Raw genomic sequence first — 13867 nt, 5'->3', positions numbered from 1 at the left:
ATGTCAGGCGACCGGCGGATCGCCGGCCCAGGCGGCCTGCAGAAGCCTCCGGATCGCATCCCGCTCCACCGGGCGCGGATTCCAGTACGGATTCTTTGCCGCCAGATCAGCGGCTCGATCGAGATCGCTCTCCTTCAATCCCAGACCGTCAAGCGCCATCGGCGCGTTTACCGAAAGGGCGAAGCGGTGCAGCGCCATGCCCGGCTCGTCGTGGCCGAACAATTCGGCCACGGGCCGCAGTTCATCGCGCGCAGCTACGGCGTTGTAGGCAATGGCATGCGGGAGAACCACGGCATGGGTCTCGGCATGCGGCAGGTCGAAGCCGCCGCCCAGGGTGTGGCAAAGCTTGTGATGCAGCGCCATACCCACCTGGCCAAGCACCGTTCCACACAGCCATGCGCTGTAGAGCGTTTCGGCCCGCGCCCGCAGGTCGTCGGGATTGTCCAGCACGCGGGGCAGGGCATCGCGGAAGGCGCGCATCCCTTCCACGGCCATCAGCGAGGTCAGCGGCGTACGGTTCTGGGCGTAAAGCCCTTCGGCGGCATGGGCAATGGCGTTCAACGCACTCGTCACGGTCATCGGGACGGGCAGGGTACGCACCAGTTCGGCATCGTAGAGAATGACCTCCGGCTGGACTTTGGCACTGGTCAGCGTGGTCTTCACGCCGTCTTCGGTCTGGCCGAGAATGGCAGTCGCCTCGCTGCCTGCATATGTGGTGGGCACGACGATCTGTGGCAGGTCCGTACGCAGCGCAATCGCCTTGCCGAGGCCGGTGGTGGAGCCGCCGCCGATGGCCACGAGACAGTCCGCCTCGATGTCTCGCGCATAGGCCGCCGCTTCCTCGGAAATCGCCACCGGCGTGTGCATGCGGGCACGGGTGAAGATTCCGGCCGCGTAATCGCCGCACAGACCTGCGAATTCCTCGGCCACATGCGCCTGCTCAGGCGTCGTCAGTATGAGGGCACGCCGGCAATCGAGCTGCTTGATCTCCGCCACGAGATCGTGACGCACACCAACACCGAACCGCACGCGAACCGCTGGCCACTGTGCGGCAAACTCTTCGCGGAAAAATGACATGAGGCTCCTCCCGCCGGTCGTCCGTATTCCTTGAAATGCAACTTAGGTCAGCGCGTGACTGATATTGATCGCAAGATTGAGATCTAATATGATCTTTCGTTATGAAGATAGACAGCGAACATCTCGAAATCCTGGCGGTGATCGTCGACAAGGGCGGCTTGACGGAAGGCGCGGAAGCGCTCGGCAAGTCGCAACCCTCCGTTTCGCGCACCATGGCACTGCTGGAAGAGCGGATCGGAACACCGCTGTTCGAGCCGGGCCGGCGCCCGCTCCGACCGACCGAACTCGGCAGCCAACTGGCGCGCCTCGGCGCCCGGATTCGCGCACAGAATCAGGAAGCCAGCCGACTGGTGCAACGCTATCGGGAGGGGCAGGCCGGGCGCCTGCGTCTGGGAGGAACGCCGATCTTCTTCGATGGCGTCGTCGCCGGCATGGTGGCGGAGTTCCAGAACCGCCACTCGGACGTGCAGATCGCCCAGACTTACGGCTATTTCGATCAATTGGCTGCAAGCCTGCGCAGCGGCGCGCTGGACCTTGCCATCCTGCCGCTGCATGCCGGCATGATTCCGCCAGACATGCACTTCACTCCACTGCTGATCGGACGCAACGTCATCGCCTGCAGTGCCACGCACCCCCTGGCGCGGCGCAGCGTGATCACGCTGGCCGATATCGAGCCCTATTCGTGGATTGCACCACCGGCCGACAGCCCGCTTTTTCGCGATCTCCAGCGTGCGCTGAAGTCGATCGGGCTCGACGATTTCAACGTGAGTTTTTCAGGTGGCACGCTGGCTTCGATCTTCAGCGTCGTCGTCGGTTCGGATGCATTGACCGTGCTGCCCTATTCGGTGGTTTTCAGCCACCGGCGGACAATTCCCATCCAGGCTTTGCCGCTGCGTATCGAACACCCGGAGCGCCAGCTCGGGCTGTTGACCTTTGCCGACCGTCTGCCGCCACCGGCCTTGCCGCGCTTCGTGGCCTTCATCACCGAAAAATTCAAGCAGCTCGACTCTCGCATGGAGCACGAGCAGCAGGTGACCCGTCGTCGGGGTTAGAGCGTTTCCTGGCTAGATTGAAGCATTCTAAGCCACCTGCGCCTCTTTCAGCGCCACATAAGTCACGGGATCGAGTTGCGCGATGCGGACCGCCACCCGCGCCCCGGTGACCGAGGTTAACAGGGCGCGCAGCCTCTCGGCTGCCGCCCGGATGGCCTCGCCCGTTCGCTCGGCATGGGGCAGGATCAGAAGCTCGATATTGACCTGCGGCTGGTCCGGCAATCCCATAATCGGGATGACCGCCAACTGGCAGGCGGGCGGTTCCACGCGAAAGGCATCACAGAGCAGGGCGCGGATCGGCTCAAGCGCTTCGCTAAGGCGGCCACGCACCCCATCGAAAATCGTTTCATCGACATAGATCTTCAGATTTGGCACCGCCACCTCACTCTCATACAGGCGTCATGATGAAATCGAAGGGAGAGCGCCAGAGCGTCGGGGCACCTTCCAGCCGTTCATAGGGGGCCACCAGCGTTTCCTTCACCCCGAACACCGCGTCGGATGACAGATAGTGATCACCGCCGACGAAGGTGTGGGTGACGAGTTTGCGGAAACCGGGAGCGCTGATCATGTAATGCATGTGGGCCGGCCGCCAGGGATGGCGTCCGAGATGGCCGAGAAGCTGACCTACCGGCCCATCATCGGGGATCGGATAGCTGACGGGGCGAATGCCGACGAAGCTGTAGCGGCCATCGGGTCCGGTGAAGAAACGGCCCCGATTGTTCCATTTCGGCTGGATGCCCGGCTGCTGCACATCATAGAAACCGTCGGCATTGTCCGACCAGACATCGACGCAGGCTCCTTCGACCGGTTGGCCTTCCAGGTCCAGCACGCGGCCTTCGAACAGGCAGCTTTCGCCCTTGCCATCGAGGCTGATGACCGCACCCTGTTCTCGAACCGGAGCATTCTCGACATGGAAGGGGCCGAGCACCGTGCTTTCGGTCGCCCCTTTCGGCCGGCGATTGGTGATGGCGTCCACCAGCATCGAACATCCCAGCACATCCGAGAGCAGGATGAATTCTTGCCGCTCCTGCGTACAGATCTGTCCCGTCCTGGTCAAAAAATCGATCGCTATCTCCCACTCGTCGGTGGTCAGTTTCACCTCCTTGACGAAGGCATGCAGATGCTTGACGGCACCTGCCATGATCTCAGACAGCCGCTGATCGGTCTCATTGCCCATGCGGGCATTGACGATGGCGACCGAATCCTCCTCCACGAAGTATGTCACGATATCCTCCTTTGGGCTTTGGCGCAGCCGGCGCCCATGCCCCGCAATTGATGTGCGCTCGCATGTCGGCACCTTCTCCAACGGTTCCGAACCGCGCGACACAGTGACCCTAGGGTAGTTTCATCGGTAACTTGATCATTTCACATGCGCATAACATAACTTTTGATTATAAGTTACGAGGGGCAGCCATCATGCCGACGCGTTGAACTGCGTGCTTTTCGGGCGGATTATCAGTATCGACGGAGACGACGGCAAAGCAGGGTTGCTCTATTGCGGCCGCTGCTACCTGGTCACCGATTAGGTCGCCCCGCTCAACACAGCAATGCTGGAAGCACTCGTCAAAAGGTCAGGGGCGCATTGTCGACCACTTCCTTCATCACGAAAAAGGTGCGGGTCTGGCGCACGCCGGGCAGGGCGATCAGTTGCGTTCCATGGATGCGGTTGAAGTCCGCCATGTCGCGGACGCGGATCTTCAGGAAGTAATCGAAATCGCCCGCGACCAGATTGCAGTCCAGTACGAAATTGAGCTTGGCGACCGCCTTTTCAAAGGTGCCGAAGCTTTCCGGCGTCGAGCGATCCAGTACCACGCCGACCATGACCAATGCACCGCGGTCGACCTTCTGCGGCTCGACCATGGCTCTGACCGACTTGATATAGCCCTCTTCGAAAAGCCGCTGCGTGCGGCGATGGCAGGTCGCGGCACTGACATCGACCAGTTGCGCCAGTTCAGCATTGCTGAGCCGCCCGTTGTTTTGCAGCAGGCGGAGCATTTTCAGGTCGATGCGGTCCAGTTCCGATGCCATGAAAGAATCTTCCGAAAACTACGATACAAATGAAAGATATGCAGGTTGCGCTTAACTTTCGAATAGATATCACGAAAAATCAAGTTCAACTTAGAGAGCACCTTTCATCCGGAGAGTGGTAGCGTTTCCCCTGTGTCATAACAAGCAGAAGGGGATCCCATGCTGGCGAAATTCGAGCGCTATCCGCTCACATTCGGACAAACCCATATCGAGAAATTGGAACGCTTGTCGGAGCATCTCGGCGGCAAGGTCGAGCTTTATGCCAAGCGCGAGGACTGCAATTCGGGTCTGGCCTTCGGTGGCAACAAGCTGCGCAAGCTTGAATACATCATTCCCGATGCAATCGCCTCCAATGCCGACACGCTGGTCTCGATCGGCGGCGTGCAGTCCAACCATACCCGCATGATCGCCGCCGTCGCCGCCAAGATCGGCTTCAAATGCCGGTTGGTGCAGGAAAGCTGGGTGCCGCATGAGGATGCCGTTTACGACCGTGTCGGCAATATTCTGCTGAGCCGGATCATGGGTGCGGATGTGCAGATGGTGGACGAGGGCTTCGATATCGGCATCCGCCAGAGCTGGGAAGATGCCATCGAGGACGTCAAGGCCAAGGGCGGCAAGCCCTATCCCATCCCGGCCGGTGCATCCGTGCACAAATATGGTGGTCTCGGCTATGTCGGCTTTGCCGAGGAAGTACGCGCCCAGGAAGCCGAACTCGGCTTCAAGTTCGACTATATCGTCGTCTGCACGGTGACAGGTTCCACCCATGCCGGCATGACGGTCGGCTTTGCCAAGGATGGCCGCGAGCGCAATGTGATCGGCATCGATGCGTCCTTCACGCCGGCCCAGACCAAGGCCCAGGTGCTGGAGATCGCGCAGCGCACCGCCGAACTGGTCGAACTCGGCCGGGACCTGACATTGGACGACATCATCCTGATCGAGGACTATGCCTATCCGGTCTACGGCGTGCCGTCCGACGAGACCAAGGAAGCGATCCGGCTCTGCGCCCGTCTCGAAGGCATGATCACCGACCCGGTCTATGAGGGCAAGTCGATGCAGGGCATGATCGACCTGGTCAAGAAGGGCTACTTCCCGGAAGGCTCCAAAGTGCTTTACGCCCATCTCGGCGGCGCCCCGGCCATCAATGGCTATGCCTACACATTCCGCAACGGCTGACGCATTGCCAGGAGCACCCGGCCGGATGGTCATCCAGCCGGGTGTTGCAGACATGGGAACGGGATCCGGCCAGAGCAAGGCGAAAAGCCGCCGGCGGATCCTCATCAGGCGTGAACGCGTGACTGGGAGACGGTCGTGACAAGCACCGATATCGCAATTCTGAAATCCATCGAGAAGCAGGTCCTGTGGCTTGCCTGCTGGATGATCCACAATGCCAATCACCTGCGCGAAAAGGGCGAGGTCAAGGTCGGCGGACATCAGGCCTCCTCGGCCTCGATGGCCTCCATCCTGACGGCGCTCTATTGCCATGTTCTGCGTCCGGAAGATCGCGTCGCCGTCAAGCCGCATGCCTCGCCGGTGTTTCATGCCATCCAATATCTGATGGGCAACCAGACACGCGACAAGCTTGAGAATTTCCGCGGTTTCGGTGGCGCGCAGTCCTATCCGAGCCGCACCAAGGATATCGACGATGTCGATTTTTCGACCGGTTCGGTTGGTCTCGGCGTCGCCGTCACCGCCTTTGCCTCGATGGTGCAGGATTATATCGCCGCCAGACCCTGGGCGCAGAAGCGTCCGCTCGGGCGGATGATCGCCCTGGTCGGTGATGCCGAACTCGATGAAGGCAATGTGTACGAGTGCCTGCAGGAAGGCTGGAAGCATGATCTGCGCAATACCTGGTGGGTCATCGACTACAATCGCCAGAGCCTTGACGGCGTGGTGCGCGAAGGTCTGTGGCAGCGTATCGAGGCTATTTTCAAGGCCTTCGGCTGGGATGTCGTCATCATCAAATATGGAGCGCTGCAGAAGGCCGCTTTCACCGAGCCGGGTGGAACGCGCCTGAAGGACTGGATCGACGCCTGCCCGAACCAGCTTTATGCAGCGCTGACCTTTCAGGGCGGAGCCGCCTGGCGGCGCCGGCTGCTCGACGAGATCGGCGACCAGGGCGATGTGACCGCGCTGATTGAGCGGCGATCCGATGCCGAACTGGCCGAACTCATGAACAATCTCGGCGGCCATTGCCTGGAGGCGCTGACCGATGTGTTCGACAGTATCGATCACGACCGGCCGACGGTTTTCCTGGCTTACACGATCAAGGGCTGGGGCACGCCGCTTGCCGGCCACAAGGACAATCATGCCGGCCTGATGACGACGAGCCAGATGGCCGATTTCCAGGCGGCGATGCAGGTTGCGCCCGGAACGGAATGGGACCCGTTTTCGACCATGGTCGACAGCGCCGATGCAAAGGCTTTCCTTGCCCGTGTACCGTTTTTCGAGCCGGGGCCGCGACGCTTCAAGGCGGAGCGCATTGCGACAGAGGGGCCGGTCCTGCTGGAGGACCGCGTTCTGTCCACCCAGGCCGGCTTCGGCAAGATCCTCGATGCCTTGGCCAAGACCGACACGGCACTGGCCGCCCGCATCGTGACGACCGCCCCGGATGTCACCGTCTCGACCAATCTCGGCCCCTGGGTCAACCGGCGTGGCCTGTTTGCGCGCGATGCACGGGCCGATACGTTTCGCGACGAAAGGGTGCCGTCCGCGCAAAAATGGCATTTCTCGCCGGAGGGGCAGCATATTGAACTCGGCATTGCCGAGATGAATCTCTTCCTGCTGCTGGCCGCCGCCGGTCTGTCCCATTCGCTGTTCGGCGAGCGCCTGCTGCCGATCGGCACGGTTTATGATCCCTTCATCTCCCGCGGTCTCGATGCGCTGAACTATGCCTGCTACCAGGATGCCCGCTTCATGATCGTCGGCACGCCGTCCGGCATCACGCTGGCACCGGAGGGCGGCGCGCATCAGTCGATCGCCACACCGCTGATCGGCATCAGCCAGGACGGACTGGCGAGTTTCGAGCCGGCCTTCCTTGACGAACTCGCCATCATCATGGACTGGTCTTTCGATTATATGCAGCGCGATGGCGACGGTCAGCCGGACGAGCGCACCTGGTTGCGGGACGAGACGGGCGGCTCCGTCTATCTGCGGCTGACGACGCGGCCGCTCGAACAGCCGGCGCCGCGCAGCGATCCGCGCTTCCGCCAGGGCGTCATCGATGGTGGCTATTGGCTGAAGCCGCCCGGTCCGAATGCCGATGTCGTGCTGGTCTATCAGGGCTGCATCGCGCCGGAAGTGATCGCGGCGGCCGGGCTGCTCGGCGAGAGCCGACGGGATATCGGCGTGCTGGCGGTGACTTCCGCGGATCGCCTGAACGCCGGCTGGACCGCAGCCCAGCGGGCACGGCGTCGCGGCGTCAGTCGGGCATCCGGTCATGTCGAAACCTTGCTCGCCGGCCTTCCGTCCCATTGCACCCTTGTCACCGTCACCGATGGACATCCCGCAGGACTTGCCTGGCTTGGTGCCGTTCACGGCCACCGGACGATACCGCTCGGGGTCGAACATTTCGGCCAGACCGGTACGGTGCAGGATCTCTATCGGCACTATGGCATCGACAAGGCGGGTATCGTCAGGACGGTGTCGGGGTTGACGCGAGGTGCTGCGGTTTCCGAGCTTCTGCTATTTCCATGAGGTTCGGCGACGCGGCTGCCCGAAATCGGCGGCAGGTCTCACGAGGCTTGCCGACCAGCGGCCTCGCGCTCTCCGCTCATCGATTGGCGGTATTCCTCATAGATACTGCCCTGAACACGGATGTGATCGCGCATCACGGAATCGGCGCGCGCCGCATCGCCCGCTTCAAGGGCCAGCAGGATTTCGCGATGTTCCATCATCGACTGCGACAGACGATCGCCGAAGGAGAGTTGGGCCTGCCGGAAGGGCTTGAGGCGCCGGTGCAGGTTGGCGGCTTCTTCGGCCAGGAAACCATTGCCGGACGCCTCGTAGATCATCGCGTGAAAGGTGGCGTTTTCGACATAGTAGCGTTTGTAGTCCTGCTCCTGAAGGGCGGCTTCGCAGGCAGAGGCGGCTTTGCGCAGAAGGAGCAACTGTGCCTTGGTGATGCGGCTGGCCGCCAGCCGCGCGCACCAGGCTTCGACCTCGGCCATCACTTCGAACATTTCCACAAGACGGGTGAAATCGGGCTGGCGCACGAAGGCACCGCGATTGGGAATGAGCTCGACCAGCCCAGTCGCCGACAGAAGACGCAGCGCCTCGCGCAAGGGGGTGCGCGATACGCCGAAATCGCGGGCAAGGCGCATTTCGTCAAGGCGCTCGCCGTCCTTGACCTGTCCTTCGGCAATCATCGTCTCAATGCGCTCGTAGAGCACGTCGGCGGTCGGCGTTTTTGATGCGGGCAAATTCATATCGGTCCTCCACGCGCATTGTTGTGCGATCTGCGGGATTTGGCAAGCGGCGTATGCAACCGTGCAAATATGTACGCAATGCAAATATATTGTATACAAAAAAAGAAAATCGAGTACGATAATGCCATTCGCCACGAAAGCCTATAAAATAGGCAATAAATAAAGGGAACGAGAATGAAACTGACAAAGACGGCGGCTGCGGCCGCTCTTCTGCCCGCATTCCTGTTTGCAAGTGCCGCCTGGGCCGGCAAGGCGGACGACACGGTCTCCATCGCCTTTGCAAAGGAACTCGAACATGTCGATCCTTATTTCAACACGGCGCGCGAGGGCATTCTGCTCGGAAATGCCGCCTGGGATGGCCTTCTCTATCGCAATCCGGCGACCGGAGAGTATGTCGGCAATCTGGCGACCAGCTGGACCTGGGTGGATTCCACCACGCTGGAGCTCACGCTGCGCGAAGGGGTCAAGTTCCACAATGGCGAGGCCTTCGATGCCGACGACGTCGTCTACACGCTGAATTTCACCGTCGACCCCAAGAATGGCGCAAAGAACAAGGTGGCGACGGGATGGATCAAGCAGGCCGAAAAAATCGACCAGTTCAAGGTGCGCATCCTCACCAACGGGCCTTTCCCGGCTGCGCTCGAATATCTGGCCGGCCCGGTCATCATCCATCCCGATGAATATTACAAAGCTGTCGGCCCGGCCGGCGTTGCCACCAAGCCGATCGGCACGGGTCCCTATAAATTCGAGACCGTCGAACCCGGCAAACATTTCGTGCTGAAGCGCAACGAGGACTATTTTGCCGCCGCCAAGCCGAAAGCCAAGGTCGGCACCATCGATATTCGCACCATCCCGGACATCAACACGCAGATGGCCGAGCTTTTCAATGGCACGATCGATCTGGTCTGGCAGGTGCCCTCCGACCAGGCCGACAAGATGGCCGGCCGGGACGGCTTCCAGGTGATCAATGCCCCGACCATGCGCGTCGGCTACCTGTCGCTCGATGCGGCCGGTCGCTCGGGCGACAAGAACCCGATGACGAACCTCAAGGTCCGGCAGGCGATCTACCATGCGATCAACCGCGAGGGGATCGTCGAAGCGCTGATGAAGGGCACGACGGAAGTGATCAACAGTGCCTGCTCGCCCAGTCAGTTCGGCTGCGACAAGGACGTTGCGACCTATGCCTACGATCCGGCAAAGGCCAAGGCGCTGCTGGCGGAAGCCGGCTATCCCGACGGTTTCGAAATTGAATTCTATGCCTATCGTGACCGGCCGCTGGCCGAAGCGATGATCGGCATGTTGGCCGAAATCGGCATCAAGGCCAATCTCAACTACATGCAATACGCAGCGCTGCGCGAAAAGCGCATCAAGGAAGGTGCGCCAATCTCCTTCATGACCTGGGGCTCCAACTCGATTGCCGATGTCTCGGCCATTACCAGCGAGTTCTTCACCATGGGTGGTGAAGATGACGCACGCGACAAGAGCCTGTCGGATCTGCTGGAAAAGGCTGATTCCTCCATCGATCCGGCCGAGCGAAAGACGCTCTATACCCAGGCTCTCTCGGTCATCGCCGACAAGGCCTATTGGGTGCCGCTGTGGAACTATTCCACCAACTACGTCATGAGCGGCGACATTTCCTTCACGCCGACCCCGGACGAACTGGTCCGCTTCTACGAGATCGGCTGGAAGTGACATCTGCATACCCGGGTCGGACGCCGCATGCCGGCGGCCTGGCCCGGATTTGAGCTTCTTGTTTTAGAGGCATGTCGAGATCGCAAAGCCGCGAGACCGCCTGCTTGAGGGTTTCAGATGTTGAAATTTGTCCTGACCAAGATCGGCATGGCGGCGCTGGTAGCGCTGACGGTGTCTTTCATCAGCTTCATTCTTCTGTTCATGGCCGGCGATCCGGCGATCGCCATTGCCGGCGAGGGGGCTTCAGGAGAGGTGATCGCGGCGGTTCGCAGCCAATACGGTTTCGACCGGCCGTTGCTCGTTCAGTATGTCGACTGGCTGATGCGCGCGCTCTCCGGTGATTTCGGCATGAGCTATTATTTCAAGACCCCCGTCTCGGGCATGATCGCCGAACGCTTGCCGGTCACCATGACCATCGGTTTTCTCGGCATGAGCTTCGCCCTGCTGCTGGCTATTCCCATGGGCGTTCTGGCCGCCGCCTTTCCCAATACGCTGATCGACCGGCTGGCGCTCGGCATTGCTGTTGTCGGACAGGCTGTCCCGAGCTTCTGGTTCGGCCTCATCCTGATCGTGGTCTTCTCTGTCAATCTCGGCTGGGTGCCGGCCTCGGGGACGCGGCAATGGACCGGCTACATCCTGCCGATGATCGTGCTCGGCTATTACGCGACGCCGGCCATCATGCGGTTGACGCGGGCCGGCATGCTGGAAGTGCTGTCGGCCGACTATATCCGTACGGCAAGGGCCAAGGGCATCAAGCCGCGGCGGGTTCTGTTCAAGCATGCCCTGCGCAATGCCATCATCCCGGTCGTCAGCCTGGCGGCGGTGCAGCTTGGCTTCATGTTCGGCGGTTCTGTCGTGGTGGAAACCATCTTCGCGCTGCATGGAGCCGGTTACCTCGCCTGGGAATCGATCTCCCGCAACGATCTGCCGACCATGCAAGCGCTGATCCTGATCTTCGCGATGTTCTACATCACCTTCACGTTCCTGGCTGATGTCTTGAACGCATGGCTCGATCCCCGCTTGAGGACTGCCTGACATGAGCCACACCTCTCAAACCATCAGCCCCGGTCTTCCCGCGGCATCGCCGGCGCCATCCCGTCTGCTGGCCCGCAAGGCCCTGAAACATCGCGGCTTCATGGTCGGCTTCCTGATCCTGCTGTGTGTTGGCCTTACCGCACTTTTCGCGCCGCTGATCGCCCCATACGATCCCTACAAGCAGGACCTGCTGGCGCGGCTCGCTCCGCCGGTCTTTCTGGGCGGCGACTGGAAGCACCTGCTCGGCACCGATGCGCTGGGCCGGGACTACCTGTCACGGCTGATCTACGGGGCCCGCGTCTCCCTGCTGATCGGCTTTACCGCGGCTCTGATCTCCGCCGTGATCGGTACGACGCTTGGTGTTCTCGGCGGCTATTTCGGCGGCAAGGTCGATGCGGTGGTGATGTTCATCGTCTCGGTACGGCTGGCCTTGCCGGCGACGCTGGTGGCGCTGGCCGTGGTTGCGCTGTTCGGCGGATCGTTGACCGTTGTCGTGTCCGTGCTCGGCTTGCTGCTCTGGGATCGTTTTGCGGTGGTGCTGCGCAGCGCCACGATGCAGGTGCGGCAGATGGACTATATCGCCGCGGCCGAAGTTTTGGGCGCCAGCCTGCCGCGTATCCTGTTCAAGGATGTGCTGCCGAATGTGATGAACCAGCTGATCGTCATCGTCACGCTCGAAATGGCCCATGCCATCATCCTGGAGGCGGCCCTGTCCTTCCTCGGACTTGGCGTTCAGCCGCCGACACCCTCCTGGGGCCTGATGATTTCCGAGGGCAAGGAAATGCTGCTGTTTGAAAGCTGGCTGATCACCATTCCCGGTATTGCTCTGTTCATCCTGGTCTTTTCCATCAACATGCTGGGCGATGGCATTCGCGACGTGACCGCGCCGGAGGGCCGGAACTGATGACCCACGCTGCCACACCCGTCCTGTCGATCCGTAACCTGACCATAGACCTGCCGAAGGGCGGTGATCGCCCGCATGCCGTCAGCAACCTGTCGCTCGACATCCACGAGAAGGAAATCCTCTGCATCGTCGGGGAATCCGGTTCCGGAAAATCGATCACGTCCTTTGCCGCCATGGGTCTCCTGCCGAAAGTCCTGAAGCCGTCGGCAGGCGAAATCCTCTTCGAAGGCCGCGATATACTGAAACTGTCAGAGGCCGAGCATGCCGGCCTTCGCGGCAGCCGCATGGGCATGATTTTCCAGGAGCCGATGAGCGCGCTCAACCCGTGCTACACGGTCGGTAACCAGATCGAGGAAGTCTTCGAGGCGCATGCGCAAATGTCCAAGGCCGAGCGCCGGACTCGAACATTGGCTCTTCTTAAGGAGGTGCGTCTTCCCGATCCAGAACGCCTCTATCATGCCTATCCGCATCAATTGTCGGGCGGCCAACGCCAGCGCATCGTCATCGCCATTGCGCTCGCCATGGAGCCGCGCCTGCTGATTGCCGACGAGCCGACCACGGCGCTCGACGTGACGACGCAGGCGCAGATCCTCGACATGTTCAAGGCGCTGAAGGAAAGCCGCAAGGCCGCCATCCTGTTCGTCACCCATGATTTCGACGTGGTGGCGGAACTCGCCGATCGCGTCCTGGTCATGCAGAAGGGCGTGGTCGTCGAGCAGGGCACCGCCGAACAGGTGCTCAACAGTCCAAGCCATCCTTATACGCGCATGCTGATCGATGCCGTGCCGAAGCGCCATGGCATCAAGGGCCAGCCCGATATGTCAGGGCCGATCGCGCTTAGGGTCGCCGGCATTGAAAAGACCTATTCGACCGCCCGGACGATGTTCAAGCCGGCCCGCAAGGTGCATGCCGTCAGGCCGACGGACTTTACCGTTCTGGAAGGCCAGACGCTGGGCATCGTCGGGGAATCCGGCTCCGGCAAGACGACGCTGGTGCGTTGCCTGATGGGGCTTGTGGAGCCTGACGAAGGGTCGGTCTGGATCGGCAACTCGAGGCTGGAAACGACCACCGCGGCCGGACGCCGCGATTTCCGGAAACATATCCAGATCGTCTTTCAGGATCCCTATGGCTCGCTCAATCCGCGCCGCAAGATTGGCGACCTGCTGGTCGAGGGACCGGTCAATTTCGGCGTGCCGCGCAGCCAAGCCATGGAAAAGGCCCGAGCGCTTCTGAAAATCGTCCGGCTGGAGGAGGATGCGCTCGACCGGTATCCGGCGCAGTTTTCCGGCGGCCAGCGCCAGCGCATCTCGATTGCCCGCGCCCTGATGGTCGAGCCGAAAATCCTGATCGCCGATGAGGCCGTGTCGGCGCTCGACGTTTCCGTGCAGAAGGACGTGCTGAAGCTGCTCGACGACATCCGCAAGGCCGTTGGCCTGACGGTGATCTTCATCACCCACGATCTGCGGGTGGCAGCCGAGATTTCCGACCATATCCTCGTGATGTCGAAGGGCGAGGTGGTGGAATATGGCACGGTCGATGACGTTTTCGGCAATCCGCAACATTCCTATACGCGCCAACTGCTCGCCGCCATGCCCGGCCGCGGCTGGGAAGCGCCAGATATGGCAGCGCTTGGGCCTGCCGACGCAGCGAGGTAA

The 13867-nt window shown here is 61.3% G+C and carries 12 protein-coding genes; 7 read left to right on the top strand and 5 right to left on the bottom strand.

The annotated features are described in order from the left end of the window. Positions 1-3: 3 nt before the first annotated feature. Positions 4-1077, bottom strand: a complete 1074-nt coding sequence (locus HFC70_RS21285; protein WP_168475302.1) for a maleylacetate reductase — start codon at positions 1075-1077, stop codon at positions 4-6. A gap of 101 nt (positions 1078-1178) precedes the next feature. Between HFC70_RS21285 and HFC70_RS21280 the strand changes: the two genes are divergently transcribed. Then, positions 1179-2129 (top strand): LysR family transcriptional regulator, encoded by a 951-nt coding sequence (locus HFC70_RS21280; RefSeq protein WP_168475301.1) that lies wholly within the window; start codon positions 1179-1181, stop codon positions 2127-2129. A gap of 27 nt (positions 2130-2156) precedes the next feature. On the opposite strand, the gene HFC70_RS21275 is transcribed toward HFC70_RS21280, so the two are convergent. From HFC70_RS21275 to HFC70_RS21265, 3 genes are all read right to left on the bottom strand, one after another. Beyond that, the gene (locus HFC70_RS21275) at positions 2157-2504 is read right to left on the bottom strand and encodes a hypothetical protein (RefSeq protein WP_168475379.1); all 348 of its coding nucleotides are present in this window, start codon (positions 2502-2504) and stop codon (positions 2157-2159) included. 13 nt (positions 2505-2517) lie between these two features. Next, positions 2518-3357, bottom strand: a complete 840-nt coding sequence (locus tag HFC70_RS21270; protein WP_168475378.1) for a dioxygenase — start codon at positions 3355-3357, stop codon at positions 2518-2520. 335 nt (positions 3358-3692) lie between these two features. Then, positions 3693-4157: an Lrp/AsnC family transcriptional regulator gene (locus tag HFC70_RS21265; RefSeq protein ID WP_168475300.1), complete on the bottom strand. Its 465-nt coding sequence runs from the start codon at positions 4155-4157 to the stop codon at positions 3693-3695. A 159-nt stretch (positions 4158-4316) separates the two neighbouring features. Here HFC70_RS21265 and HFC70_RS21260 point away from each other — a divergent pair, with 159 nt between their 5' ends. Both HFC70_RS21260 and HFC70_RS21255 read left to right on the top strand, forming a co-directional pair. Beyond that, entirely contained in the window at positions 4317-5330 is a 1014-nt protein-coding gene (locus HFC70_RS21260) for a 1-aminocyclopropane-1-carboxylate deaminase (RefSeq protein WP_168475299.1), read from the top strand. Between the two features lie 201 nt (positions 5331-5531). Then, positions 5532-7850 carry a transketolase gene (locus HFC70_RS21255; RefSeq protein WP_168475377.1) on the top strand — a complete coding sequence of 773 codons (2319 nt, stop codon included), beginning with the start codon at positions 5532-5534 and terminating at the stop codon, positions 7848-7850. A gap of 38 nt (positions 7851-7888) precedes the next feature. Here HFC70_RS21255 and HFC70_RS21250 read toward each other — a convergent pair whose 3' ends face one another. Continuing rightward, positions 7889-8581 carry a GntR family transcriptional regulator gene (locus HFC70_RS21250; protein ID WP_210259370.1) on the bottom strand — a complete coding sequence of 231 codons (693 nt, stop codon included), beginning with the start codon at positions 8579-8581 and terminating at the stop codon, positions 7889-7891. Between the two features lie 174 nt (positions 8582-8755). On the opposite strand from HFC70_RS21250, the gene HFC70_RS21245 reads away from it, so the two are divergent. From HFC70_RS21245 to HFC70_RS21230, 4 genes are all read left to right on the top strand, one after another. After that, positions 8756-10273: an ABC transporter substrate-binding protein gene (locus HFC70_RS21245; RefSeq protein ID WP_168475298.1), complete on the top strand. Its 1518-nt coding sequence runs from the start codon at positions 8756-8758 to the stop codon at positions 10271-10273. Positions 10274-10390: 117 nt separating this feature from the next. Further along, positions 10391-11308, top strand: coding sequence for an ABC transporter permease (locus HFC70_RS21240; RefSeq protein ID WP_168475297.1), 918 nt, complete (start codon positions 10391-10393; stop codon positions 11306-11308). A 1-nt stretch (position 11309) separates the two neighbouring features. Further along, positions 11310-12212: an ABC transporter permease gene (locus HFC70_RS21235; protein ID WP_168475296.1), complete on the top strand. Its 903-nt coding sequence runs from the start codon at positions 11310-11312 to the stop codon at positions 12210-12212. Beyond that, positions 12212-13867 (top strand): ABC transporter ATP-binding protein, encoded by a 1656-nt coding sequence (locus tag HFC70_RS21230; RefSeq protein WP_168475295.1) that lies wholly within the window; start codon positions 12212-12214, stop codon positions 13865-13867. The genes HFC70_RS21235 and HFC70_RS21230 overlap by 1 nt, the downstream gene beginning before the upstream one ends.

The sequence above is a fragment of the Agrobacterium sp. a22-2 genome (genome assembly GCF_012276985.1).
In the GTDB taxonomy this organism is placed as follows: Bacteria; Pseudomonadota; Alphaproteobacteria; order Rhizobiales; family Rhizobiaceae; genus Allorhizobium.
Note: the sequence above shows the minus strand (reverse complement) of the source record. Positions and strands in the feature narration are given on the sequence as shown.